This is a genomic window from Pseudoalteromonas sp. 10-33 (genome assembly GCF_001469195.1).
In the GTDB taxonomy this organism is placed as follows: Bacteria; Pseudomonadota; Gammaproteobacteria; order Enterobacterales; family Alteromonadaceae; genus Pseudoalteromonas.
The window spans coordinates 22262-46205 of sequence record NZ_LOFI01000011.1 but is presented as its reverse complement, the minus strand read 5'-3'; the positions used below and the strand labels follow the sequence as shown (position 1 = coordinate 46205).

24 protein-coding genes, 1 tRNA gene and 1 other RNA gene are annotated in these 23944 nt (G+C 40.4%); 21 read left to right on the top strand and 5 right to left on the bottom strand.

Annotation, left to right across the window (positions count from 1 at the left end):
- Together ATS76_RS07860 and ATS76_RS07855 are read left to right on the top strand one after the other, a co-directional pair.
- The coding region (locus ATS76_RS07860; RefSeq protein WP_082664332.1) for an efflux RND transporter periplasmic adaptor subunit at nt 1-1181 on the top strand (1181 nt) is incomplete at its 5' end.
- Nucleotides 1178-4261 carry an efflux RND transporter permease subunit gene (locus ATS76_RS07855; protein WP_058551694.1) on the top strand — a complete coding sequence of 1028 codons (3084 nt, stop codon included), beginning with the start codon at nt 1178-1180 and terminating at the stop codon, nt 4259-4261. The genes ATS76_RS07860 and ATS76_RS07855, both read left to right, overlap by 4 nt.
- A 156-nt stretch (nt 4262-4417) precedes the next feature.
- Here ATS76_RS07855 and ssrS read toward each other — a convergent pair.
- Nucleotides 4418-4600, bottom strand: a non-coding RNA gene (gene ssrS, locus ATS76_RS19000) — 6S RNA.
- Nucleotides 4601-4793: 193 nt separating this feature from the next.
- On the opposite strand from ssrS, the gene ATS76_RS07850 reads away from it, so the two are divergent.
- From ATS76_RS07850 to ATS76_RS07835, 4 genes are read left to right on the top strand one after another with little or no spacing between them, the layout of a single operon-like run.
- Nucleotides 4794-5357 carry a UPF0149 family protein gene (locus ATS76_RS07850; protein WP_058551693.1) on the top strand — a complete coding sequence of 188 codons (564 nt, stop codon included), beginning with the start codon at nt 4794-4796 and terminating at the stop codon, nt 5355-5357.
- Nucleotides 5358-5391: 34 nt separating this feature from the next.
- A complete protein-coding gene (gene pepP, locus ATS76_RS07845; protein ID WP_058551692.1) occupies nt 5392-6714 on the top strand; it encodes a Xaa-Pro aminopeptidase in 1323 nt (440 codons plus the stop codon).
- A gap of 14 nt (nt 6715-6728) precedes the next feature.
- Entirely contained in the window at nt 6729-7916 is a 1188-nt protein-coding gene (gene ubiH, locus ATS76_RS07840; protein WP_058551696.1) for a 2-octaprenyl-6-methoxyphenyl hydroxylase, read from the top strand.
- A complete protein-coding gene (locus ATS76_RS07835; protein ID WP_058551691.1) occupies nt 7913-9079 on the top strand; it encodes an FAD-dependent monooxygenase in 1167 nt (388 codons plus the stop codon). The genes ubiH and ATS76_RS07835 overlap by 4 nt, the downstream gene beginning before the upstream one ends.
- Nucleotides 9080-9359: 280 nt before the next feature.
- Here the strand turns inward: ATS76_RS07835 and ATS76_RS07830 are convergent, their stop codons facing one another.
- A complete protein-coding gene (locus tag ATS76_RS07830; RefSeq protein WP_058551690.1) occupies nt 9360-10559 on the bottom strand; it encodes an alpha/beta hydrolase-fold protein in 1200 nt (399 codons plus the stop codon).
- A gap of 367 nt (nt 10560-10926) precedes the next feature.
- Here ATS76_RS07830 and rpsF point away from each other — a divergent pair, with 367 nt between their 5' ends.
- The 9 genes from rpsF (at nt 10927) to alr (ending at nt 17122) form a co-directional block, all read left to right on the top strand.
- Nucleotides 10927-11268: a 30S ribosomal protein S6 gene (gene rpsF, locus ATS76_RS07825; protein WP_006793724.1), complete on the top strand. Its 342-nt coding sequence runs from the start codon at nt 10927-10929 to the stop codon at nt 11266-11268.
- A gap of 44 nt (nt 11269-11312) precedes the next feature.
- A complete protein-coding gene (gene priB, locus ATS76_RS07820; RefSeq protein WP_006793722.1) occupies nt 11313-11630 on the top strand; it encodes a primosomal replication protein N in 318 nt (105 codons plus the stop codon).
- 12 nt (nt 11631-11642) lie between these two features.
- Complete coding sequence (rpsR, locus tag ATS76_RS07815) at nt 11643-11870, top strand: 30S ribosomal protein S18 (RefSeq protein ID WP_006793721.1); 228 nt, start codon at nt 11643-11645, stop codon at nt 11868-11870.
- Nucleotides 11871-11905: 35 nt separating this feature from the next.
- Nucleotides 11906-12358, top strand: a complete 453-nt coding sequence (rplI, locus tag ATS76_RS07810; RefSeq protein ID WP_006793720.1) for a 50S ribosomal protein L9 — start codon at nt 11906-11908, stop codon at nt 12356-12358.
- A gap of 229 nt (nt 12359-12587) precedes the next feature.
- On the top strand, nt 12588-13136 hold the full coding sequence (locus ATS76_RS07805) for an RNA polymerase sigma factor (RefSeq protein ID WP_039038449.1): 549 nt from the start codon (nt 12588-12590) through the stop codon (nt 13134-13136).
- Nucleotides 13123-13608: a hypothetical protein gene (locus tag ATS76_RS07800; protein WP_058551689.1), complete on the top strand. Its 486-nt coding sequence runs from the start codon at nt 13123-13125 to the stop codon at nt 13606-13608. The genes ATS76_RS07805 and ATS76_RS07800 overlap by 14 nt, the downstream gene beginning before the upstream one ends.
- Nucleotides 13609-13617: 9 nt before the next feature.
- Complete coding sequence (locus tag ATS76_RS07795; protein ID WP_006793717.1) at nt 13618-14553, top strand: DUF4097 family beta strand repeat-containing protein; 936 nt, start codon at nt 13618-13620, stop codon at nt 14551-14553.
- Between the two features lie 110 nt (nt 14554-14663).
- On the top strand, nt 14664-16043 hold the full coding sequence (gene dnaB, locus ATS76_RS07790) for a replicative DNA helicase (RefSeq protein ID WP_006793716.1): 1380 nt from the start codon (nt 14664-14666) through the stop codon (nt 16041-16043).
- Nucleotides 16043-17122, top strand: coding sequence for an alanine racemase (gene alr, locus ATS76_RS07785; protein ID WP_006793715.1), 1080 nt, complete (start codon nt 16043-16045; stop codon nt 17120-17122). Before dnaB ends, alr begins: the two co-directional genes overlap by 1 nt.
- A 14-nt stretch (nt 17123-17136) precedes the next feature.
- Here the strand turns inward: alr and ATS76_RS07780 are convergent, their stop codons facing one another.
- Entirely contained in the window at nt 17137-17376 is a 240-nt protein-coding gene (locus ATS76_RS07780) for a DUF2960 domain-containing protein (protein ID WP_006793714.1), read from the bottom strand.
- Between the two features lie 108 nt (nt 17377-17484).
- Between ATS76_RS07780 and ATS76_RS07775 the strand changes: the two genes are divergently transcribed.
- Genes ATS76_RS07775 through ATS76_RS07765 form a run of 3 tightly spaced genes read left to right on the top strand, consistent with a single transcriptional unit; the run spans nt 17485 to nt 19204 of the window.
- A complete protein-coding gene (locus tag ATS76_RS07775) occupies nt 17485-17736 on the top strand; it encodes a YkoF family thiamine/hydroxymethylpyrimidine-binding protein (RefSeq protein WP_006793713.1) in 252 nt (83 codons plus the stop codon).
- 34 nt (nt 17737-17770) lie between these two features.
- Entirely contained in the window at nt 17771-18394 is a 624-nt protein-coding gene (gene pnuC / locus ATS76_RS07770; RefSeq protein ID WP_008131932.1) for a nicotinamide riboside transporter PnuC, read from the top strand.
- Between the two features lie 3 nt (nt 18395-18397).
- Nucleotides 18398-19204 (top strand): phosphotransferase, encoded by an 807-nt coding sequence (locus ATS76_RS07765; RefSeq protein ID WP_058551688.1) that lies wholly within the window; start codon nt 18398-18400, stop codon nt 19202-19204.
- On the opposite strand, the gene ATS76_RS07760 is transcribed toward ATS76_RS07765, so the two are convergent.
- Entirely contained in the window at nt 19201-19383 is a 183-nt protein-coding gene (locus ATS76_RS07760) for a hypothetical protein (protein ID WP_006793710.1), read from the bottom strand. The genes ATS76_RS07765 and ATS76_RS07760 overlap by 4 nt on opposite strands.
- A 247-nt stretch (nt 19384-19630) precedes the next feature.
- On the opposite strand from ATS76_RS07760, the gene ATS76_RS07755 reads away from it, so the two are divergent.
- The 3 genes from ATS76_RS07755 (at nt 19631) to ATS76_RS07745 (ending at nt 23603) form a co-directional block, all read left to right on the top strand.
- A tRNA-Arg gene (locus tag ATS76_RS07755) sits at nt 19631-19705 on the top strand.
- Nucleotides 19706-19918: 213 nt separating this feature from the next.
- Nucleotides 19919-22135 carry an EAL domain-containing protein gene (locus tag ATS76_RS07750; RefSeq protein WP_058551687.1) on the top strand — a complete coding sequence of 739 codons (2217 nt, stop codon included), beginning with the start codon at nt 19919-19921 and terminating at the stop codon, nt 22133-22135.
- Nucleotides 22136-22334: 199 nt separating this feature from the next.
- Nucleotides 22335-23603: an HD-GYP domain-containing protein gene (locus tag ATS76_RS07745; protein WP_058551686.1), complete on the top strand. Its 1269-nt coding sequence runs from the start codon at nt 22335-22337 to the stop codon at nt 23601-23603.
- Here the strand turns inward: ATS76_RS07745 and ATS76_RS07740 are convergent.
- Complete coding sequence (locus ATS76_RS07740; protein WP_082653626.1) at nt 23563-23886, bottom strand: hypothetical protein; 324 nt, start codon at nt 23884-23886, stop codon at nt 23563-23565. The genes ATS76_RS07745 and ATS76_RS07740 overlap by 41 nt on opposite strands.
- Between the last annotated feature and the right edge of the window lie 58 nt (nt 23887-23944).

Here is a 23944-nt window from a genome sequence, read left to right as displayed (position 1 = left end):
AAAAAATAATTGTTCCTGCCGCTATTATCATAGCTACACTTTTTTTAGTGATGTTTATTAAAGGCAATCCACCAACCGCATCACGTTTTTCAGCGCCACCGAAAGCAAAAATTAATGTTGCAGTAAAGCCATTACAGTTAATTGACTACCCAGTTGAAATTGATAGTTTTGGTACGGTTAAACCGCGGACTCAGAGTATGTTAGTGGCTCAAGTTTCTGGTCAAATTATCGATATAAATGAGCAGTTTCGCGAAGGTGGCTTTTTTGCCAAAGATGATGTGCTATTGCAACTAGATGATCGCGATTTAAAAGCGGAAGTTAAATCTGCACAAGCTAACTTATTAAATGCAGAGCAAAGTTTGTTAGAAGAGCAAGCTCGTGGTCGCCAAGCATTGACCGACTGGCAGCGCTTAGGGAATGAGTCTGAACCAAGCATATTAGTGCTTAGAAAGCCGCAGCTAGCAGCAGCCCAAGCACAGGTTTTATCAGCTCAAGCACAGCTAGAAAAAGCACAACTCAATCTTGAGCGCACTAAAATTAAAGCGCCCTATGCTGGACGAGTATTAAACCGCAGTGTCGACCTAGGTCAGGTGGTGTCTAATAACATGCAGTTAGCGACTATTTATGCCACTGACAGTGTTGAAATACGCTTACCAATCAAAAATAAAGATCTGCCTTTTATTAATTTACCAGAGCAATATCGAGATGGTGCCAAAAATCAGCGTGGCTCAGCGGTTAACTTCACTTCTGATTTAATTGGCGAGCAACAATGGCAAGGCCAACTTATTCGTACTGAGGGCGCAATAGATGAAAGCGCCCAGCAATTATATGTAGTGGCTAAAATTAACGACCCTTATAAATCAACCAGTGATAATCAATACCCAGTAAAAATAGGCCAATACGTTAAAGCTAAAATTAATGGCAAAGTCGCCTCTCAGGTACTCGTTATTCCTAATAGTGCGATATATCAAGGCAGTTATGTTTATGTAGTAGAAAATGACGTATTACAGCGCAGAAATATCACATTAGCGTGGCAAAATGCACAGCAAGGCATTGTAAAAAAAGGTTTAGAAGCTGGTAGCCAGTTAGTGTTAACACCGCTTGGGCAGGTAAGTTCAGGTACACCTGTACAGGTAATGGGTGCTACTCCTAAGGCACAAAAACGAGGAGAGCAGCCATGATCGCTTGGTTTACTCGTAACCATGTGGCTGCCAATTTACTGCTCATTAGTATTGTGTTGGGTGGATTATTCAGCCTTTCTTCTAAATTGCCTTTAGAAGTATTCCCTTCGTTTGTTTCTGATCGGATTAATATTAGCGTGAGCTTACGTGGTTCAACCCCTGAAGATGCTGAAAAAGGGGTCACCATACGTATAGAAGAAGCATTACAAGATCTCGAAGGTATTAAACAAATATCAAGTCGCTCTTCAGAGGGATCATCACAAGTCAGTGTCGAAGTTGATACCGGCTACGATGAGCGTGAACTGTTAGCGGATATAAAAAGCCGTGTTGATGCCATTAATACCTTTCCAGCCGATGCAGAAAAACCAGTAATAGGGTTAATCCAGCGTAAGCGTGAAGTAATTGCTGTTACAGTTTCAAGCGACTACAACGAAAAAGAAACCTTAGAATACGCAGAGCAAGTACGTGATCAATTGCTGCGAATTCCGGCTATTACCCAAGTTGAACTAAGCGGCGTACGCAACTACGAGCTGGCAATTGAAGTAAGCCAAGATACGCTGCGCCAATACGATTTAACCCTGGCACAAGTATCTAGCGCTATTGCTAATTCAAGCTCAGATATTTCTGCCGGTAATCTCAAAACAGAGGGCGGTGATGTACTTATTCGCTCAAAAGGGCAAGCCTATCGAAAAGATGAATTTGCCAACATAGTGATAAAAAACCAGGCTGATGGCACCATTATTCGTTTAAGTGATATCGCAACCATTAACGATGACTTTGAAGAAACCCCCGTGCGCACCCGCTTTAATGGTAAGCAAGCGGCTTTTATCGATGTGTATCGTATTGGTCCGCAAAGTGCGATAGAAGTGGCTGATGCAGTTAAGAATTATATTACCAGTGAGCAAGCTAATTTACCGCAAGGGTTTTACCTGAGCTATTGGGATGATGACTCTGAGGTAGTAAAGAGTCGTATTGCAACACTGACTAGTAATGCCTTACAAGGTGGTATTTTAGTACTGGGATTGCTGACTTTATTTTTAAGACCAGCCATTGCGTTTTGGGTGTTTATTGGTATCCCGGTTTCGTTTATGGGTGCATTTATGGCAATGGCGGCATTTGGTGTCACCATTAATGTTATTAGCTTATTCGGTTTTATACTCGTGCTGGGGATTGTGGTGGACGATGCCATTGTCACTGGGGAAAACGTGTATACCCACTTGAAAACAGCTAAATCCGGTGAAGAGGCTGCCATAAAAGGGACTCAAGAAGTCGCTACGCCCGTTACTTTTGGTGTACTTACAACCGTAGCTGCTTTTTTACCCTTAGGTTTTATAGAAGGCGCTCGTGGCGCTATTTTTGCGCAAATTCCGGTGGTGGTTATTCCTGTTTTACTATTCTCTCTTATAGAGTCTAAATTTGTCTTACCTGCGCATTTAAAATATATCAAACTGCGTCAACAAAAAGGCGAAGGCTCTAAATTGGAACAACTTCAACAGCGTTTTGCAGATGGTTTTGAACACGCCATTTTAAAATATTATCAACCGGTATTGGGTTTAGCACTGCGTAATAAATTGGCTACAGTCAGTTTATTTATGGGCGTATTTTTAATTATTTTAACTATGATCACCAGTGGTTGGACTAAGTTTATTTTCTTCCCACGTATCCCAAGTGAAACTGTACGCGTTAATTTAACTTTTCCTGCAGGCACCCCGTTTGAAGTTACCAATAAATACATTATTGATATGTCAGATAAAGCCAGAGAGCTTCAGCGTAAGTATCAAGATGAAGAAACAGGGCAAAGTATTATCCTTAACATTTTAGCCAGCACTGGTGGAAGAGGAGGGGCTGCTAACTCGGGTAGTGTGCGCTTTGAAATCACCCCAGCAGAACAGCGAGAGTCAGATATCGGCTCGCGTGAATTGGTAAAAGAGTGGCGGCAACTTATAGGCATAGTGCCAGGAGCTGAAAGCTTAACATTCAGAGCTGAGATAGGCCGAAGCTCAAACCCTATAGATGTTCAATTATCGGGTAATTCTATTAGCACACTTCAAACTGTTGCTGAGCAAATTAAACAACGTTTAGCGACGTACCCCAGTGTATTTGATATTGCCGATAGCATGTCTGACGGTAAGGAAGAGCTGCAAATAGAGTTAACAGAGCAAGGATTAGCCCTTGGGCTAAATAGGGTTGATGTATCAAGGCAAGTGCGTAACTCATTTTTTGGTGTACAAGTGCAACGCATTCAACGCGGGCGCGATGATGTGCGCGTTATGGTGCGCTTACCTATAGATGAAAGACGCTCAGTTGCTGATTTAAAAGATATATTAATACAAACGCCTAATGGTGGGCGAGTGCCGTTATCGCACGTAGCCACTTTAGTACCGGGTCAAAGCCCATCAACTATTACCCGTATTGATCGTTACCGTACGCTTAATGTATCGGCAGATGTAGAAAAAACCGATACCAATATGACTGTTTTACAAGCCGATTTAAAGGCTTATTTAGATGAGTTAGTTCAACAGTACCCAGGTGTTAGCCACTCGCTTGAAGGCGAAGCGAAAGAGCAGCGCGAATCGTTTGGTTCGTTACTGTGGGGAATGATCTTTGTCTTCTTTGTCATTTATGGATTACTCGCCATTCCCTTTAAATCATACTTACAACCGCTGGTGGTGATGAGTATTATTCCTTTTGGCATGATAGGCGCGGTAATCGGTCATTGGATAATGGAGATGGAGCTTACCATAATGAGCTTACTAGGCATGCTTGCGTTAATTGGTGTGGTTGTGAATGACTCGTTAGTACTGGTTGATTTTATTAATAAGAAGCGCAGTGAAGGGCTCGATTTAATGGAAGCGGTTAAAACTGCTGGCGTAGCGCGTTTTCGACCGGTTATGCTCACTAGTTTAACCACTTTTATTGGTTTAATGCCATTGCTGTTTGAAAAGGCAACTCAGGCGCAGTTTTTAATACCTATGGCGGTAAGCTTAGGGTTTGGGATTATTTTTGCGACCTTTATTACTTTATTGCTAGTCCCAGTCAATTACATGTTGATGGAACGTTTTCAGGGCTGGTTTAAATAATATTAAAACGGGTTAATACAAAAGCTGTAGGTATTTAATTGCCTGCAGCTTTTTTTGTTTTTAGCTGTACAAAATTGAGAGTTTTTTTCGTTAGATGGATAAGCGTAGGTAGATGAAGAAGTTTGAATGTTCGTGTGAGAACGCAGTTAGATAATGATGTTCCCCAAGATACGGTACTCGGTTTCAGTCCTGAAACCAGAAGGTTTCAGGGCGGGAATCTGCGGTTTACCGTAGGCTTCTCGGTACATGCCAAGCTTGCACAATAGTAGACGAACAGAAACCCTGGTATAAAATTTATCGGCTCAGGGACTTAACCCAGCTCCAGTATCCCAGGGAACAAATTAAGTATATAAGACATAGTCCAATCCTTAAACCCAAAACGTAAAATATTAAGCTATTCGCTTAGTTTTTCTGCATCTTTAACTTACTGTTTACTTTATTGCGTGGTTTTTGAGCTTGATCATACAATTAATTGGAGTTGCTTTTTATCGAGTGGTAGCATTGCTTTAACTAGCAAAGTGAAGACTTGATTATGAACGATTTACCAGATTACGAAAAAGCCCAACTACTTTTAGAAAAAAACGAAATATTTGTCTCTCCTGCCGAAGCGCATGGTGTTATTAGTGGTTTATTAGCATGCGGTCTAAGCATTGATGACAAAGAGTACCTAGGTCTTTTAAGCGATGTATTTAACGATGGTGAATCGTTCAGTAACGGTTTAAAAACGTTTTTTGGCACTATTTATAAGCAAGTTGTTGCAAGCTTTAATGATGAAGAGTTTCAGTTTGATTTATTTTTACCAAGTGATGACGAAACACTCATCGATCAGGCTAATGGCCTCGTATCATGGGTATCGGGATTTATGCTTGGTTTTGGTTTAAAGCAAAAAGACTACGGTAAGCTGTCGGCCGACGTGAAAGAAGTTATTAGCGACTTTAGCGAAATAACACGCCTAGATACGACTTTCGAAGAAACTGAAGAAGATGCTAACGCACTGCACGAAGTGATTGAATACGTACGTGTATCGGCACTACTTTGTTTTGCTGAGCTGGGTAAAGAGCAAAGCAGCCAAAATGATAAAAAAACGCTTCACTAAACTTAATTAAAAAAGTACTACGGGTTAGCTAATAATGGTTGAAATACAAAAGTCAGAGTTTAAAGCACGCAGAGAGCGCCTACTTGCACAAATGGATGATAACAGCATTGCGCTGATCCCGGCTGCTAGTGAAGTCACGCGAAGCCGTGATACTGACTATGCTTTTAGACAAGACAGCGACTTTTTTTATTTAACCGGTTTTAACGAGCCCGATGCTGTACTCGTGCTTTGTAATAACAGCGATACACCCAGTACCCTTTTTTGCCTTGATAAAGACAAATTAGCTGAAATTTGGCATGGCCGCCGTGTTGGTTTTGATAAAGCTAAAAGCGACTATTTATTTGACAAAGCCTACCCATTAAGTGATTTAGAAGAGCAGCTGCTTGAACTGCTAAATGCTAAAAATGCGATTTATTTTGCACAAGGAGCTTATGCTTCATTTGATAGTAAAGTGTTTTCGTTATTAGGTACATTGCGAAGTGGTGCTCGAAAAGGCCTTAAAGCACCCAGTACGTTAAAAGAAATACGCGGCCTTATTCATGAAATGCGTTTGTTTAAATCGCCGGGCGAAATAGAGGTAATGCGAGAAGCCTGTGAGATTAGCGCCCGTGGACACATGCGTGCTATGCGTTTCTCACATGCAGGGGCAACTGAATTTCAATTAGAAGCAGAGCTTCATCATCATTACGCAATGAACGGTGCGCCCCATCCAGCTTACGGCACAATAGTAGGAAGCGGTGATAACGCTAACATTTTGCACTACACGCAAAATAGCGATGTGCTTAAAAATGGCGACCTAGTATTAATTGACTCAGGTTGTGAGCTACAAGGCTATGCCGCCGATATTACGCGTACTTTTCCCGTAAATGGCAAGTTTAACGAACAGCAAGCCGCGCTTTATAACATTGTACTTAAAGCACAAGAAGTGGCTTTTGAAGAAATTAAACCCGGCGGGTTTATGTCGCATGCCAATAAATTAGCAATGGAAATATTAACCCAAGGTTTGCTTGATTTAGGTATTTTAACCGGCGACTTTGATGAACTAATGGCGCAGCAGGCATGTAAAGACTATTACATGCATGGCCTTGGGCATTGGCTGGGGTTAGATGTGCACGACGTAGGCGACTATAAAATAAATAATGTTGAGCGAGCATTTGAACCCGGGATGGTTTTAACTATAGAGCCTGGGCTTTACATTAGCGAAGATTCAAACGCGCCACAAAAATACAAAGGTATTGGTATTCGTATTGAAGATAACTTACTCGTTACCGAGTCGGGCTTCGACAACTTAACCATTAGCGTGCCTAAAACAATCAGTGAAATAGAAGCGCTAATGCAAAGCGCTAAAAACGCATAAGCTTGGAGAGTAAAGTGGCTAAGCAGTTTGATGTTGTAGTAATTGGTGGTGGTTTAGTCGGCGCGAGTTGTGCACTGAGTATAAGTAAAAAAAATCCCAGCTTAAATATTGCAGTGATTGAAGCAAATCAGGTAACCACCGATTATCACCCAAGCTTTGATGACAGAAGCATCGCACTTGCCCAGCAATCGGTAGAGTATTTACAAAGCCTCAATTTATTTGAAATAAATGCTCCCTATGCAGCGGCCATAAAAAACGTCAGCGTGTCTGATAAAGGGCATTTTGGTAAAACCCATATACAGTGTGATGAATTTGCTAAACCCTCTTTAGGGTATGTTGTTGAGGTTAATCCGTTTGGGCGCGCGCTTTATCAGCGATTAGTGCAATCAAACATGAGTTTATTTTGCCCCGATAGCGTAACCGATATAAAACAAACGTTGTATAGCAACGTACTGACTTTGCAAAGTGGCGAACAACTTAACGCTAAGCTAATTATTGTAGCCGATGGCGCGCAATCTCCCACACGCCAACTAATGGGCCTTAATTTTAATACCCAGCCTTATGAGCAAGGCGCTATTATCGCCAATATAGAAGTAGCTGCAGGACATAATAACCATGCCTTTGAGCGCTTTACCCAGCATGGCCCAATGGCACTATTGCCAATGAGTAACAACCGTTATTCATTAGTATGGTGTATGGAAAAAAGCCAAACCGATTCGTATATGGCTTTAAATGAAATCGAGTTCTTAAGTGCATTACAATCAGCCTTTGGTTACCGCGCAGGGCAATTTGTTAAAGTAGGCATGCGCGCAAGCTACCCGCTGGTTTATGGGCAAGCCGAATCGCTAATAGCTCATCGAACGGTGGTTATTGGTAATGCTGCCCATGCTATTCATCCTATTGCGGGGCAAGGCTTTAATTTAGGCCTGCGTGATGTACAAGTACTGAGTGACTTAATTGCCAATAGCCCTAATGAGTTAGGGAGCTATGCGTTTACACGCGAGTACGAACAGTTGCGCCGCCAAGATATAAATACGGTGATGACCTTAACTGATGCATTAGTGAGGTTATTTTCAAATTCATCTCGAGTATTAGCGCTAGGTCGCAGTATTGGTTTGTTTTCGATGGATTTATTTCCCGCATTAAAAGCCCCATTAGCAAAACAGCTAATGGGGCAAGTTAAACAAGGTTCACGTTTATGAAGCAAACACAGGTTTGTATTGTTGGTGGTGGTTGCGTAGGGCTAACGTTAGCTCTGGGTTTAGCTAAGGCTAATATTAGTGTAGTGGTACTCGATGCGGCATCAACACAAGCCCCTCCAAATAATGAATACGGATTACGCGTAAGCGCATTGAGTATTGCAAGCCAAACATTATTAGAGCAGCTAAACGTATGGCCACACATAATCGCAGAGCGAGCGTGTGCCTATACGCATATGGATGTTCATGATGCGGACAGCTTTGGTAGAATAACCTTTAATAACGAACAACTTGAGCTTGATCATTTAGGGCATATAGTTGAAAACGACATTATTCGCTTTGCACTTATAAAAGCGCTTGAGCAGCAAAGTAGTGCAACGCTAATGTTTGATACCGAGTATCAGCAAATACACCAGGGTGAATCAGATGTATTTATAACCCTTAAAAGCGGCGAGCCTATTATTGCTAAGCTGCTGGTGGCGGCTGATGGCGCAAATTCAGCTATTCGCAAACAATTTAATATGGCGCTCAGCTTTAAAGATTACGACCACCATGCGTTAGTCGCAACAGTTAAAACTAAAGAGTCACACGACAATACTGCTCGCCAAGTGTTTTTACCAACGGGGCCGCTAGCGTTTTTACCATTGAGCGATGAGCATACCCATTCAATTGTATGGTCTACCAGCCCCAACCATTGTGATGATTTGTTAGCAATGGACGACACCGCCTTTAATAAAGCGGTAATGGCTGCAATAGATGGGCAATGCGGTTTATGTGAAGTGCAAAGTAAACGCGTAGCATTTCCACTTAAAATGCGTTACGCCCAGCAATGGGTGAGCGGCAAGGTGGTATTAATGGGTGATGCAGCGCACACCATTCACCCATTGGCAGGGCTGGGTATGAACCTAGGCCTAAAAGACGCCGCGTATTTAATTGAGCTGCTGACAAGTGATAGTAAAGAATTTGCCAGCACCCGCACGCTTCGTGATTACGAGCGTACCCGCAAGCTCGACGCACAAAAACACATAGCCATGATGCAGGGGCTTAAAGAGTTATTTGAAGGTGCTAACCCGGTTAAAAAGCTAATACGCGGAGTTGGGCTGTCACTCGTTGATAACCTAGGCCCAATAAAAAACCTATTCGCCAAAGAGGCGATTGGTAAATAAATAGGTTGTGAAGAGCGAAGCGAAACCAAACGAGAAAGTAAGTGGTCAGTTTTTAGCAGTCAGCTTTCAATAAAACCCGATGTTTAGTTTAAACATCGGGTTTTTATTTTTAAGCGGCTTTAAATAAATTAAAAGCTGCGCTTTTCACGCGAGCAAGCTCGGCGTCTACAATAAATCTTAATACCGAGTTTGGTTCTAACTGTAGGCGTTTAGCTTGCTGACGCGCGAGCATCGCTCATAATTACTATCGTTAGTTAAAAAGCGCTTTGCGTTAAATCAGTTACAAATTGGCTTGTGCTTCATTCACCATATCTTGCAGTGCATCGATTAAGAGTGGGTCACGCGAGTTTTGTTTAGCAAGCTTTAGTGCATGTTTCATGCTAGTAACGGCTTCCTTAAACTGCTTATTTGCAGTATAGCCTTGCGATAACCGCATGTGGGAGTAAGCGGCATTAGGGTAATCGCGAGTAAAGTGTATAAGGGTAGTTATCGCTTTTTTTGTGTTGCCAAATTTTTGCTGGCTATGGGCAAACTCTACGTACACATCTTGTGGAATTTTAAGCTCAAATCCGTACTTATCACTCAGTGCTTGATAGTAACCTGTAATAAGCGATACATCAGCGAATTTTCCGTGCTCGTCAGTTACTTTAAATATCAGGTCGCTAAATAGGTGAATAAGGCTATCGCTAAGGGCTGGAAGTATAGTGCCCATATGACTAAAAGTAGGGTAATGCTTATATTCCCATTTAAGCTGTGTGGGCATTTGTTGTTCTAAATTGACTAACGTATTTAATGCGCCTGTATAAAAACGCGCGCCTTCACTCGCTACACTAATAAATAACGCTTGGGCGCCTTTAGGCTGTTTAGTGTATTTAAGAATGTTATTTTTTAACTCTTCATCACTCCACCAACTGTTTGGGCTTATAGCGATGTAGTTGTTAAATAATTCAGGCTGATTAACTAAAGTATAAAGCGCTAATGTACCTGCATTAGAGTGACCAATTAAAGTGCTGTAGCCGTTAGTTGAGTAATTACTGTTTATGTAGGGCATGAGTTCGTCAGACACAAACTTTAAAAAGTTGTCGGTTTGCCCAGCCTCCGGCCATTTATTTTTAACAAAGGTTTGAAACTCAGTTTTAGGCTCACCTTCTACTTTAGGTAAGTAATCACGAACGCGGTTAGTTGTATCAATAGCAACAAGCATGGCATTAGGTATTTGCTCGTAATCAACAAGGGATTTTATAACGCCAGACGCCGTATGAAAGTGCTCAACACCATCAAGTAAATAAATAACATAAAGTGGTTGGTCGTCTTTTACAGTGTCAGGTATAAAAATTCTGATTGGTCTATCTTCGTTAAGTATTTTTGATTGTAGAACAACTTTTTTACCAACGGTTATATCGGTTGTAGCGGTGTTTGAATAGCTAAAAAAAGAGGTGCTAAAAGTAAGTATCAAGGCAAGCGATAATAAGAGTTTCATAAATATCCTTATTTAATAATGTGTTGCTTAATAATTGCACGGCTTTAGATTTGAGTAAATGTTTATGTTTAAGATGAAAGCGTAAAGTTTAAGTTATTAAAGCTGCGTTTTCATGCGAGTAAGCTCGGCGTCTACTAACAAACCCCAAAACACTTAGCTTTATTGCAGCAGTTGATATAAAACGGGCGGATAGTAATGCCATGTTAGTGGCTTTAACACTTATCTATTAAAGCTTAAAAAACCTGCTTGCTTAATTATCCTACTAAGCGTAAAATGCGCGCTCATTTCGGCTTTTAAACTATTAATTCCTTGCCTTAAACCGACCGGCCGAAACGGTAGAAGGCTCTATTAACCGTAAGGAATATCCATGCGTCATTACGAAATCGTATTCATGGTTCACCCAGATCAGAGTGAGCAAGTTGCTGGTATGATCGAACGTTATACTGGTTCTATCACTGAAGCTGGTGGTTCAATCCACCGTCTTGAAGATTGGGGCCGTCGTCAATTGGCTTACCCAATTAACAAGCTTCATAAAGCTCATTATGTTCTTATGAACGTTGAAGCACCTACTGAAGTAATCAGCGAGCTAGAAACTACTTTCCGCTACAACGATGCAGTGCTTCGTAACTTAGTTATCCGCACTAAATCTGCAGTAACTGAAGCGTCTCCTCTTGCAAGAGAAGAGAAGAAAGAAGCACCAGCTGCTTAATTGTTTTGAGTCCAAGCATGGCGTTTAACTGGCGGTAAATATAAATGGTTAGCCCTTTTATGAATCAGCTGGTTTTATCTGGGGTAGTTTGTAAAACACCCAAGTTAAGCCAAAGCCCTGCTGGCATCCCGCATTGCATTTTTGTTTTAGAACATAAATCGATGCAAACCGAAGCAGACCTTAACCGTAATAGTTATGTAAAGCTTCAGGTTGTTGCCAGTGGAAAGCAAATGCAACAACAGACTCAACATTTGCACGTTGGGCAGGCATTGCAAGTGAGTGGTTTTTTAAATCGCCACGAAGGTCGTAACGGCCTTAGCCAATTGGTTTTGCATGCTCAGCATATAGAAAGAATTATTTGAGGAATTAATCTCATGGCACGTTATTTCAGACGTCGTAAGTTCTGCCGCTTTAAAGCGGAAGGCGTACAACAAATCGATTACAAAGATCTAGCTACTCTTAGAAACTATGTTACAGAAAGTGGCAAAATCGTACCTAGCCGTATTACAGGTACTAGCGCTAAATTCCAGCGCCAGCTAGCAACTGCTATTAAGCGTGCTCGCTACTTAGCCCTTCTTCCATACACTGACTTACATAAGTAAGCAGCGGATTAACAGTTTTTAAAAGGTGTAGAAACATGCAAGTTATTCTACTAGATAAGATCGCTAACCTAGGTAGCCTAGGTGAACAGGTTGTAGTTAAATCTGGTTTCGCACGTAACTTCCTTTTCCCTCAAGGTAAGGCAGTTCCTGCGACTAAAGCTAACATTGAAACGTTTGACGCTCGTCGCGCAGAACTTGAAGCGAAAATCGCTGAACAGTTAGTTGCTGCACAAGCACGCGCTGAAAAACTAGAAGCATTAGCAGAAGTTACTTTAGTATCTAAAGCTGGTGACGAAGGTAAGTTATTCGGTTCAATCGGTACTCGTGACATCGCTGACGCTATCTCAGCTGTTGGTGTTGAAGTTGCTAAGTCAGAAGTTCGTTTGCCTCTAGGTACTATCCGTGAGACTGGTGAATTTGACGTATCAATTTCTGTTCACACAGACGTAACGGCTACTATCAAAGTAATCGTAATCGCTGAAGCTTAATTTTTAATTAAGCGACAAAAGCCGTGCTTTTAGCACGGCTTTTTTGTGCCTAAAATTCAGTTTTTTTTATTAATGTGGTACTGCCTCCTAATACTCTTCTTACTTAGAATTTAAATTCTTTAAATTTATTTTCATTTCATTCAAACCTTTTACCGCTGTTATTGCGTCTAACTTATCAATACACTGGAAATGGTACCAATACCATAATAATTAAAAGGTGATATCACGGATGTTACACGTTAAACCCGATCAACCCGCTGAATGCGAAAATGCATTGATTGAGCGCGTAAAGTCGGGTGATCAAAGTGCATACACAATGCTTTACCAATTGCATATTAAACGCGTTTACGGTTTGTGCTTGCGCTTATTAGCTGATCAGTCACACGCTGAGGATGCTGCGCAAGAAGTGTTTGTTCAGGTGTGGCACAAAATAGCAATGTTTGATGGTCGTTCGCAGTTTTCTACTTGGTTATACAGTGTGGCGAGTAATATTGCGATTAACTACTTACGTAAACAAAAGAGCTGGGTACAAAAAGTCGTTAGCATTGAACAAGGCGGTATGGATGAGCAATCGGCTAAAGACTGTAAAGGCTTAAACGGCTTAGATAAGCTAATTGTTAGGTTACCTGAGCGTGCACGCATGGTGTTTGTATTGTTTGCGGTAGAAGGTTATCGACATGAAGAAATAGCAGAGCAGTTGGGTATTGCCGTTGGATCAAGCAAGTCACAATATCATCGAGCAAGGCAGTTATTACAAGAGTGGTATGAAAATGAATAAACCAAACTTTGACGACTTTTTAGATAAATCATTAAACACGCTTGATAAAGAGATAACGCCACAAAAAGATCTGTGGGCAGGTATAGAAAGAGCCATTGTAAATACCAATGAGCCTGAGCAATCAGCCGTTACTTTATGGCCAAAGTTAAGCGCAATGGCGGCATGTATCGTCGCTGCACTAGTGGCGCTCAATATGTTTGTAATCAACCCTAAACCACAACCGGTTGTGGCCATAAGTGACTATTTTGCACAGCAAAAGCAAAGCTTACTGGTGCAGTATAAAAATCAAGACGCCTTAACCGATAATTGGCAAACACAATTACAAGAGCTTGAGGAGGCAGAGTATGCCATTAAGCAAGCACTTAAAAACGAACCCCAAAACCAGGCATTGCTAACAATGTTAGCGCAGATTTATCAACAACAACTTGATTTGATTAATAAGGTGCATGCACCTCGTTGGCAAAGTATTTAGGAGAAAAACATGAAAGCAATTTTACTAGGATTAAGCTTATTTCCACTTGCTGTACTTGCAGGAGAAAAAATTGATAAACAAATAGAGGTGCCAAAAGAGGGTACTGTTTTTATTGAGAATCAGCGTGGTGATGTAAGTATTGCTGGTTGGGATAAAAGCGAGTTTAAAGTAGTGGGCGAGCTTGACGATAAGGCAGAAGGTTTTGAGCTCGAAACAAGAGGCGACAATACATATTTTGTTGTGAAAATGCCACGTAAAATGGGCTGGGGCAGTAATGGCGATGGCTCTAAACTAACTATTTTTATGCCGCATAGCAGCGCATTAGACTTTCGTGGTGTTAATGTATCGGTAATAGCTAAAGCACTTAAAAATGGTGCAGAAGTAAATGTGGTTAATGGTGAAATTACCGCACAAAATTTAGCAGGTAATATTAAGCTAACCAGCGTTAACGGTGATGTGAATGCACAAAGCCTGAGCGGTAATATTCAATTTGAAACGGTAAATGGCGAAATAAATGATGAACAGTCTAGTGGTGAGTTACGCTTTAGCGCTGTGAATGGTGATATTAAGTCGTCATCAAGCGCGAGCGATGTTCGTCTTGAAAATGTGAACGGTGACATAAACTTTAAGCTGGCTAGCATCAAAAACCTACGTATAAACACTGTAAATGGTGAAGCTGAAGTTCGTATTGGTGAGCTACTGGACAGTGCAGATGTACGTTTCGAATCAGTAAGTGGCGATGCAGAGTTTTTCTTCCCTACTAATGTATCGGCTAAATTTGAGATTGAAGCCCATGCCAATGGCAAAATTATTAATGAGCTTAGCGATGACAAAGTAAAAAAAGCCAAATATGGCCCAGCCAGTGAGCTTGAGTTTGTTATTAATGGCGGCAATGCAGACGTTGAAATGGATACTATAAGTGGCCGTATTGAGCTTAAAAAGTAAATCGTAAACTTTTGAGTTACAAAAAGCAGGAAAAGATTTCCTGCTTTGCTATTTGCACAACCCCGGCAAGTCGATAGAATAGAGCCATTCAATTTTAGTACTGTGAAGTTATGGCCAAACCAGATAAGCAAGTCGATACCCTTAAAGTTCCTCCCCATTCAATAGAAGCTGAACAATCTGTTTTAGGTGGCTTAATGCTTGATAACCAAGCATATGACCGCGTGGCCGAACTTGTTGTATCTCAAGATTTTTATACTCGCACGCACAAGCTGATTTTTGAAGCAATGACAGAGCTTGCAGAGTTGGGTGATCCAATCGATTTAATTACGATTTCTGAAAGCCTTGAAAAAAATAATAAACTGGCAGGAATTGGTGGTTTTGCTTACTTAGCCGAAATAGCCAAAAATACACCGAGTGCCGCTAATATCGATGCATACGCTAATATTGTGCGAGAGCGTGCGGTTGTGCGTGAAATGATTGGTGTAGCAAATGAAATAGCCGAGGCCGGTTTTAATACCGAAGGGCGCACAAGCCATGACTTATTAGATTTTGCCGAGAGTAAAGTATTTAAAATTGCTGAGCAGCGTTCAAAAAGCACCGAAGGTCCGCAAAGCATACACAACATACTCGAAAAAACTGTTGATAAAATAGAAGAGCTATACCAATCTCCGCAAGATGGTGTAACAGGCGTAAGTACCGGCTATGCTGACTTAGATAAAATGACCACAGGCTTACAGCCTTCAGATTTAATTATTGTTGCAGCACGTCCTTCAATGGGTAAAACCACCTTTGCGATGAACCTTGCAGAGCATGCGGCAATGACACAAGACAAGCCTGTGCTTATTTACTCATTAGAGATGCCCTCTGAGCAAATCATGATGAGGATGCTGGCATCACTTGGTCGTATTAACCAAACTAAGGTACGTACTGGTCAGCTAGACGATGATGATTGGGCGCGTCTTTCATCAACCATGGGCTTGTTGATGGAAAAAGGTAAAATGTACGTTGATGATGCATCAGGGTTAACACCTACCGATGTTCGCTCACGTGCACGTCGTATTGCGCGCGATCATGGTGGTATCAGTATGATCATGGTTGATTACCTTCAGCTTATGCGTGTGCCGAGCTTGTCGGATAACAGAACCCTTGAAATTGCAGAAATTTCACGCTCTCTTAAGTCACTAGCAAAAGAATTAAAATGTCCGGTTGTTGCACTTTCGCAGCTAAACCGTACGCTTGAGCAACGTGCTGATAAACGCCCAATTAACTCAGATTTACGTGAATCTGGCTCGATAGAGCAGGATGCCGATTTAATCATGTTTATATACCGTGATGAAGTCTACAACGAAGACAGTACTGAAAAAGGCATCGCCGAAATCATCATAGGTAAACAGCGTAACGGTCCAATTGGTAAGGTGCGCTTGACGTTCCAAGGGCAGTTTTCTCGCTTTGATAACTACGCAGGTCCTGCGATGGATGACGAGTATTAATGCGCTTAGCGACTGCTGAAATTAATTTAACGGCACTTGCGCATAATTTAGCGCAGGTAAAGCGTTTTGCACCAAACAGTAAAGTTATGGCGGTATTAAAAGCCAATGCTTATGGCCATGGTTTGGTTAAAATTGCACAACATTTAAATGATGCAGACGCATTTGCAGTAGCACGTATAGATGAAGCTTTAGCGCTTCGAGCTGGCGGGTTAACAAAACCGATTGTGTTACTTGAAGGCTTTTTTAATAAAGACGATTTACCTATTTTATTGGCCAATAACTTTCAAACTATTATTCATGATGAGTATCAGCTTGCCGCTTTGGAAGAGGCTGAGCTTGAAGCGCCTTTATTGTGCTGGCTTAAAGTAAATACCGGCATGCATCGCCTGGGTATTGCCCCAGAGCAGTTTGATGAATTTTATAAGCGCCTGCAAAAAACACCCAATGCCAATAACACCGTTAATTTAATGACCCACTTTGCATGCGCGGACGATGTAAATAACACCAAGACAGCACAGCAAATTTCACAGTTTGACTGCCTAGTAAATAATATTAACCAAGCACATTGCTTATCTAACTCGGCAGGCATTATTGCTTGGCCGAATGCTCATGGCGATTGGGTACGCCCTGGTTTAATGTTATATGGGGTATCACCTATGGCAAACGCATTGGGTGAGCAGCACCAGCTTAAACCCGTTATGCGTTTAACGACACGTGTTATAGCAGTGCGCCATGTTCCAGCTAACGAGGCCGTAGGATATGGTGGGCGTTGGAAAAGCGATAAAGCGACTCAGTTAGCTGTGGTTGCTATGGGATATGGTGACGGTTACCCGCGACATGCAAAAGAGGGTACACCAGTGGTTATTGGCAAGCAGCGCTATGGTATTGTAGGTAGTGTGGCAATGGATATGATTAGCGTAGACATAGGCCAAAACGAGCACAACATAAAAGTAGGCGACAGAGTCACAATGTGGGGCCCAGAGCTACCAGTAGAAGAAATAGCACAGTGCGCCGATACCATTCCTTACGAGCTTTTGTGTAATATTACACCGCGCGTAAGTTATGAGTATCAGCCATAATTAAATAGTGATAATTACTCTTTAATAAAGTAAATATCACTAAAGCCCATGCGGGCAAATTCTTGATCACGAAAGTTACGAACAGAAGCTGACCCTTTAGAGGTCATTTCTATTTGCTGTACCATGCTTAAGTAATTCGTTAAATCAATGCCTTCGGCAGCAGCAATTGCTTGATACATGTCGTGGTATTTATCTTTAGCAAAATTTATTTCGCGTGGTTGGTTTTTAAATTTATAGGTTATTCTGCGTGCCATATTACGCTCATTGTAATTGAGTATTAAAGCGATTTTACACTGTATTTAGTAGCGGCTCTAGCATTGAATGACACGATATAACTAGGCACTCAAACCATAGGGTTAATAATGAAATTATCAGTAGAGATTAGTAAGTACCCACTTCACCAAGATTACATTCCTTTTATCAAAGGCTTTATTGATCGATTAAACGAATACGATGGTTTAAAAGTGATTACTAATACACTATCGACACAAATTTTTGGCGATTATGATTTAGTGATGCAAGTACTCAATACCGAAATTAAACGTTCATACGAAGAGTTTGGCAAAGCTATTTTTGTGTGTAAGTTTTTGTCTGGCGATTTATCGCCTCAGTAGTTTTTTCGCCACAATTTAACGGTAACAGCACACTATGGAATTTATAACAAAAACGTTAAGCGGTTTTACTGCCATGTCGCACTGGGAATATATTGCGGTTGTGTTATCAATTGCTTATTTATTGTTGGCGATAAAAGAAAGCCTGTGGTGCTGGCCTGCTGCGTTTTTTAGTACGCTAATTTATACTATTATGTATTGGAATGGCGCATTGCTAATGGAGTCATTACTCAACTTTTATTACATGTATATGGCTGTATTTGGCTGGGTTGTGTGGCGAAAAGGTAAAGCTAATAATAACAACCTGAGTATTAGTTCTTGGTCTATGGAACGTCATGCGCTTTTAATCATACTTACCTCTATTGCGGCAACAGGCATTGGGTATTTTATGACTAACTATACACATGCTGATTTTGCCTACCTCGATAGCTTTACAACCTGTTTTGCCGTTGTGACGACTTATTTAGTTGCGAAAAAAATTCTTGAAAACTGGCTGTACTGGATAGTCATAGATGCAGCCTCTATGTATTTATATTACGAGAAAGGCTATTACCCAACGTTAGCGCTTTTTGTGTTCTACACCATTATGGCAGGGTGGGGCTTTAAAACTTGGTACGAAGAATACGAGCAAAGCCAAGCTAAGCCACTCGCACAGCTTTAATTTATGAGTGATTACACTGGGCTTATAAACAAATGTCGTGCGTTTATAGCGCCAAGGGACGTTATTTCACATGTGCCTTTATCACAAGGTTTAAGCAACGAAAACGTATTAATAAATACCATTCAAGGGAAGTATTTATTAAAGCGTTACAAAGACCATTGGCCAGAAAATGCCTTAGAGGCGCAGCGTATTCTGAGTGCGTCGAATATATGTCCTTCCCCCGTATGGCTTGATAAACAAAACCTGCTTGCTGTATTTCATTACTTTGACGGTAGCACCGCAACTGACTTATTAATCGATGATGTTATTAAAAAGCTTGCTGCTGTTCATGCTTACTCGATTGTCACTGAGCCTATGGATATAGCCCAAGAGCTAAACGGCTATAAATGTTCATCTGTGTATATTAAGTATCAGCAAAAAATTAATGCAGCGGTTAACTTTATTACAGCTATGCCTATTGAGCTTGGCTTTTGCCATAATGATTTAATTAAAGACAATATAATAGTGAATGAGTCAGGCGCATACTTAATTGATTTTGAGTACGCGAAAACAAACGACGTGTATTTTGATTTGGCCGCACTAAGTATTAGTTTTGAGCTCAATGAACAGGTTGATAACGCGCTATTAGATAGTTACGTTAAATATAAAGATGAACAAGTAGGGTTTGTGAAATCAACGGATAAGCTTAATTGTTATAAGCTTTTATTTTTGGTTTTAAGTATCGGTTGGTATGAGCAGCGCGACATAAGAGCTCCAGCAAAAAAATTACGCGCGCAGCTGCTAAAATTTAGTGCAGCATGTGGCTTTTAAAGGCCACCAAAACGCGCTGCTAATTCTTTATATTTCGCTACTTCATCTGCATCAAACTGCGGTTCGCCGTTTTCATCCTCTGACTTAGCGATTAATAAACTTTCACGTGCAAGACGTTTTACGCGCTCTTCTTTTACACCTAAAAACTCAGCAACTTGCTCAGTAGACATCAAACTCATTATTACTTCCTCTCATTAAATATTTTTATTTCTGTGACAATGATAGTTAAAATGTTGCTAAAGCGTAACTATTTTTATCGAATATTAATAAATAACGCGTTTTTATAAAATAGTCACATGTTTTCTTTAAAAGTGCCTAATTAATAATCATATAAACTAATGTCGCTAGCATTTGTGTAAAGATGGCTTTATCATTGGCGCATGCTAATACATTGATATCGCGAGTTGATGTGGCGGCAGCAAATGTGCTCTCGTGGTGAAATGGATATCACGTGGCCCTCCGGAGGCTGAGTTGTAGGTTCGATCCCTACCGAGAGCGCCATTTGATATTTATTTAACCTTGCTCAATACCTTACCTGTATTTTTATATTTCCTCTCTAAGTATTAGCTATCTTGCTTAAATAGACTTTAGTGCCTATTGTTTTGATTATGATAAATATCTATTTATGCCATTGGTGCGTTGTGTTTTTGCTATTCAAATACATCAACAGGCAAAGGTGTATTAATACATTCGTATTTTTGGGAAATACAATAAATGGATAGTATTGAGCAGCTTAAATTTGACCTAGAAAAGGCATATGCCAAAATATCTGAGTTAGAAAAAAATGCGTGTTGTAATGATTTATTTTTAACTATATTTAACTCCTCCCCGGTTCCATTTGTATTGAGTGACGTTAAAAGCACAATAATTCATGCCAATGATACGTTCGTTAATTTGTATGGTTATGGGGCAAGCGAAACCTCCACATTAGATGCATGGTGGGTCAAAGTACTTCCCAACAATCATTATCGTGAGTGTGTGCTCCGCTCGTGGCAAACAAAACGAATCGATTCAGAAAAAATGAATACCCGTTTTGAGCCAATGCAGCTTACTATACAGTGCAAAAACGGGTTTGAACGTACTGTACTTGGCAGTGCTGTCCCCTTAAAAAATGAGGGAGCCAGTATTATTTTAAATATTTTTTATGATATTACTGAACTTGAGCATCAAAATGACCAAATACGAGATCTATCCAATGTCATTACTGAATTAACCCTTTCTTTAGAGCAGCAAAAAAAAGAGCTCATACGTGAAAAACAAAAAGCCTCAGCAAACACAGAGCGGTTAAGTTTAGCCATGAAGGGCGCTAATGATGGGCTTTGGGATTGGGATATAGCTAACGAAAAAATGTATTACTCACCGCGATGGAAATCGATGTTGGGGTATAAAGAAGACGAGCTTGCAAATAGTTTTGCTACATGGGAAATGCTTGTTCACCCTGACGATCTTGCTCCAGCAGTTGCTAAAATGCATTCATTTATGGAATCTAAAACTAAGCACTATGAAGCTGAGTTTAGAATGCGCCATAAAAACGGTAGCTATGTAAATATTTTGTCTCGTGCTTTTGTTGTTGAAAGTGAGGAAGGTGAAATTACTCGTTTAGTGGGCACTCATGTAGATATAACAGCAAGAAAAAAATCAGAAGAGAAACTCAGTTACCAATCATCTCATGATTCACTCACTGGTTTAGCAAATAGAAGAGAGTTTAAGCGTCGCGTTGAGCTTTTATTATCAGTGCCGGCTGAAACTCGAGTTGATCATGCTTTATGTTACATGGACCTTGATCAATTTAAAGTGGTTAACGACACCTGTGGTCATTTAGCTGGCGATGAGTTACTGCGTCAGCTCGGTTCTTTATTGCAAAAAGTAGTAAGAAAAACAGATGTGGTAGCTCGCTTGGGAGGGGATGAGTTTGCCGTGTTAATGGAAAATTGCTCATTTGATAACGCCCATCGTGTAACTAGCTTAATTCAAAAGGAAATAGAGGATTATCGATTTGTTTGGGAGGAACGCAGCTTTCGTATTGGTGTAAGTATGGGGTTGATTCAAGTTACCGATAAATATGTGGATTTTACAGAGGTGCTAAAGTTAGCCGATGTTGCTTGTTATATAGCAAAGGAGAAGGGACGAAATAGAGTTCATGTTCATTACGATGATGATGAAGAGCTAGCAGTGCGCCAAGGCGAAATGCAGTGGGTAAACAGGGTTCAGGATGCAATAGATGAAAACCGCTTTAAAATATACGCACAATTAATTGAGCCACTCGCTTGCGATAAAAATAAACATTATGAATTGCTATTGCGCATGGTCGATAAGCAAGGAGGTATAATTCCACCCGGCGCTTTTTTACCTCCTGCAGAGCGTTACCAATTGATTGTAAAAGTAGATAGTTGGATGATAAAAAACGCGTTTAGAATGATTCTAAATAACGCCGAATTTCTCAAAGGGGTTAATTTCTTGTCTATTAACCTTTCTGGGCAGTCACTTACTAATGAGGATTTTTTAAAATTCGTTACAGAGCAACTCAAGCTATTGGGGGAGCACAGTGTAAAAATTTGTTTTGAAATAACCGAAACAGCCGCAATTTCGAACCTTGAACTTGCTAGTAAGTTTATTACCCAATTAAAAGTGCTAGGGTGCCGCTTTGCACTAGATGATTTTGGTAGTGGATTATCATCATTTGGGTACCTGAAAAACCTCAAGGTTGACTACCTTAAAATAGATGGGATTTTTGTTAAAGATATAGCGGTCGATCCGATTGATCATGCAATGGTAAAATCAATAAACGAAATTGGCCACGTTATGGGTATGAAAACCATTGCTGAGTTTGTCGAAACTTCACAAATTAAGCAAATCCTATTAGAAATGGGTGTAGATTATGCACAGGGTTATGCAGTGCATAAACCGCAGCCAATTGAGAAACTCTTCTAAGTTATAAACACATTTAACTTCGAGCGGCTTGATCAAAACCACTTATCTTATTGTATTATGTATTTATTTAAATGTGTTTTTTAAGTGGGTTATAAGCAATCCTTTATAGTCATTTATTAACGTAAATGAAACAAATGTTAGACTTTTAGAGGTGTAAAATGCTATCTATGGTGTTTATTTACCTATTTTAAAAACCTCTATGCTTATTACTTTACCTATCACTGAACTTGTTCCCGGCATGTATGTCGATAGCGTAACTAAGCAGCATGAAGGTGTTAATGGAATAAAAATAAAAACCAGTGGTTTGGTTCGTGAAAAATCAATAATAAAACGTTTAGCAACAGAAGGTGTGCTTGAGCTATTAATTGATTTTACTAAAGGCGATGCAGCCATTCCTGCTAAGTACAAGCCAACTTCTCAGTTGCCTGCAAAAAATAAAAACTCAGCGCCTACAAAGCTAAATGACCAAACAAATACAAAGTCTGCCAAGGTTAAATCAAAACCTGTAAATACTCCTGCAAGTATAACCCTTGAGCAAGAGTTTGCTTCAGCAAGCGAAGGTTACGAGCGCCACAGCAAAAAATTAAAATCGTTATATGGTGATATAACTGCAGGCATGGCCGTCAATGTAAAAGTACTTGATGAAATAGCTAATGAGATAGTTAGCTCTGTTTTTCGTAATACTAACGCTATGACCATACTTACTCGCGTAAAAGACAAGCATAATTATAACTGGCGACACATGATTAACTGCGCCATTTTTACCGCGGTGTTTGCTAAATACTTAGGGTACAAGCAAGGGGTTGTTCAGCAGTTGGCAATGGGTGCATTACTCCATGATTTAGGCCAAGCTAAAATACCGCAAGGTATACTTTCAAAGCCTTCTAAATTAACTGATTTTGAAATGAGTGCGGTAAAAAAGCATGTATCGCAAGGGCTGATATTAGCAAAAGAGGAGGAAGGAGTAACGCCAGTCATGTTGGACATGATAGTAAATCATCATGAACGATTAGATGGCTCTGGTTACCCCAGAGGTGTTGACGAAAAAAAGCTGAGTCGTGCTGCGCGTATCATGGCTATTGTTGATGTATATGATGCGATGACAGCTGATAAGCTATACAAAGAAGGCGATGAACCTATTAATGCATTACGCCATTTGTTGGCTAATAACACGCTATTTGATGCTGAATTAGTGCAGCGCTTTATAAAGTGTTTAGGAGTCCACCCTGTGGGAAGTATTGTGAAATTAACTAACGAGCGTTTGGCTATCGTGTTAGAGGGAAACACCCAAAACCCAATAAAACCAAAAGTTAAATTATTTTACAATGCAAAGCATAATCATCACGTAACGCCTAAAGATATAGATTTGAGTATTGACAACCAAGAGCTTAAAATTTTAGCGAGTGTAAAGCCGATGGATTATCAAATTAATTTATCTCGTTTACTAAAAGATCATCTGCTCGTTTAGTTTTAGTGCATTGGCGTTTTTGGTTTGCCTGAGCCGATATAAATGCGCCTAAAAAACAACTTCCCATTAGTACTAACCACAGCAAAGTGCCAAGCTCTACATGAAGGGCTAAGCAGCAAAATATGAGCGATACAGCAGCACTTAACATAGCCCCCAACCAGTAACGATTAACAGGATTATCGCATTGCCCGGCCTGTGTGCATGCGCAGTAATTTGCCTTATAAAAGAAAAATACACTGGCTCCGCAAAAAAGAAGACCCACCATAATTAGAACAATCAGCACAGTTTTAAACCTTTGGTTATTTTAAAAAGAGTTTAAAATGCAGTGTATTTTATGTCAA

Excerpts from the sequence above, each read along its gene's own strand:
- ATS76_RS07855 (WP_058551694.1), top strand. The coding sequence starts at position 1,178 with ATGATCGCTTGGTTTACTCGTAACCATGTGGCTGCCAATTTACTGCTC.
- ATS76_RS07850 (WP_058551693.1), top strand. The coding sequence starts at position 4,794 with ATGAACGATTTACCAGATTACGAAAAAGCCCAACTACTTTTAGAAAAA.
- pepP (WP_058551692.1), top strand. The coding sequence starts at position 5,392 with ATGGTTGAAATACAAAAGTCAGAGTTTAAAGCACGCAGAGAGCGCCTA.
- ATS76_RS07835 (WP_058551691.1), top strand. The coding sequence starts at position 7,913 with ATGAAGCAAACACAGGTTTGTATTGTTGGTGGTGGTTGCGTAGGGCTA.
- ATS76_RS07830 (WP_058551690.1), bottom strand. The coding sequence starts at position 10,559 with ATGAAACTCTTATTATCGCTTGCCTTGATACTTACTTTTAGCACCTCT.
- rpsF (WP_006793724.1), top strand. The coding sequence starts at position 10,927 with ATGCGTCATTACGAAATCGTATTCATGGTTCACCCAGATCAGAGTGAG.
- priB (WP_006793722.1), top strand. The coding sequence starts at position 11,313 with ATGGTTAGCCCTTTTATGAATCAGCTGGTTTTATCTGGGGTAGTTTGT.
- rpsR (WP_006793721.1), top strand. The coding sequence starts at position 11,643 with ATGGCACGTTATTTCAGACGTCGTAAGTTCTGCCGCTTTAAAGCGGAA.
- rplI (WP_006793720.1), top strand. The coding sequence starts at position 11,906 with ATGCAAGTTATTCTACTAGATAAGATCGCTAACCTAGGTAGCCTAGGT.
- ATS76_RS07805 (WP_039038449.1), top strand. The coding sequence starts at position 12,588 with ATGTTACACGTTAAACCCGATCAACCCGCTGAATGCGAAAATGCATTG.
- ATS76_RS07800 (WP_058551689.1), top strand. The coding sequence starts at position 13,123 with ATGAAAATGAATAAACCAAACTTTGACGACTTTTTAGATAAATCATTA.
- ATS76_RS07795 (WP_006793717.1), top strand. The coding sequence starts at position 13,618 with ATGAAAGCAATTTTACTAGGATTAAGCTTATTTCCACTTGCTGTACTT.
- dnaB (WP_006793716.1), top strand. The coding sequence starts at position 14,664 with ATGGCCAAACCAGATAAGCAAGTCGATACCCTTAAAGTTCCTCCCCAT.
- alr (WP_006793715.1), top strand. The coding sequence starts at position 16,043 with ATGCGCTTAGCGACTGCTGAAATTAATTTAACGGCACTTGCGCATAAT.
- ATS76_RS07780 (WP_006793714.1), bottom strand. The coding sequence starts at position 17,376 with ATGGCACGCAGAATAACCTATAAATTTAAAAACCAACCACGCGAAATA.
- ATS76_RS07775 (WP_006793713.1), top strand. The coding sequence starts at position 17,485 with ATGAAATTATCAGTAGAGATTAGTAAGTACCCACTTCACCAAGATTAC.
- pnuC (WP_008131932.1), top strand. The coding sequence starts at position 17,771 with ATGGAATTTATAACAAAAACGTTAAGCGGTTTTACTGCCATGTCGCAC.
- ATS76_RS07765 (WP_058551688.1), top strand. The coding sequence starts at position 18,398 with ATGAGTGATTACACTGGGCTTATAAACAAATGTCGTGCGTTTATAGCG.
- ATS76_RS07760 (WP_006793710.1), bottom strand. The coding sequence starts at position 19,383 with ATGAGTTTGATGTCTACTGAGCAAGTTGCTGAGTTTTTAGGTGTAAAA.
- ATS76_RS07750 (WP_058551687.1), top strand. The coding sequence starts at position 19,919 with ATGGATAGTATTGAGCAGCTTAAATTTGACCTAGAAAAGGCATATGCC.
- ATS76_RS07745 (WP_058551686.1), top strand. The coding sequence starts at position 22,335 with ATGCTTATTACTTTACCTATCACTGAACTTGTTCCCGGCATGTATGTC.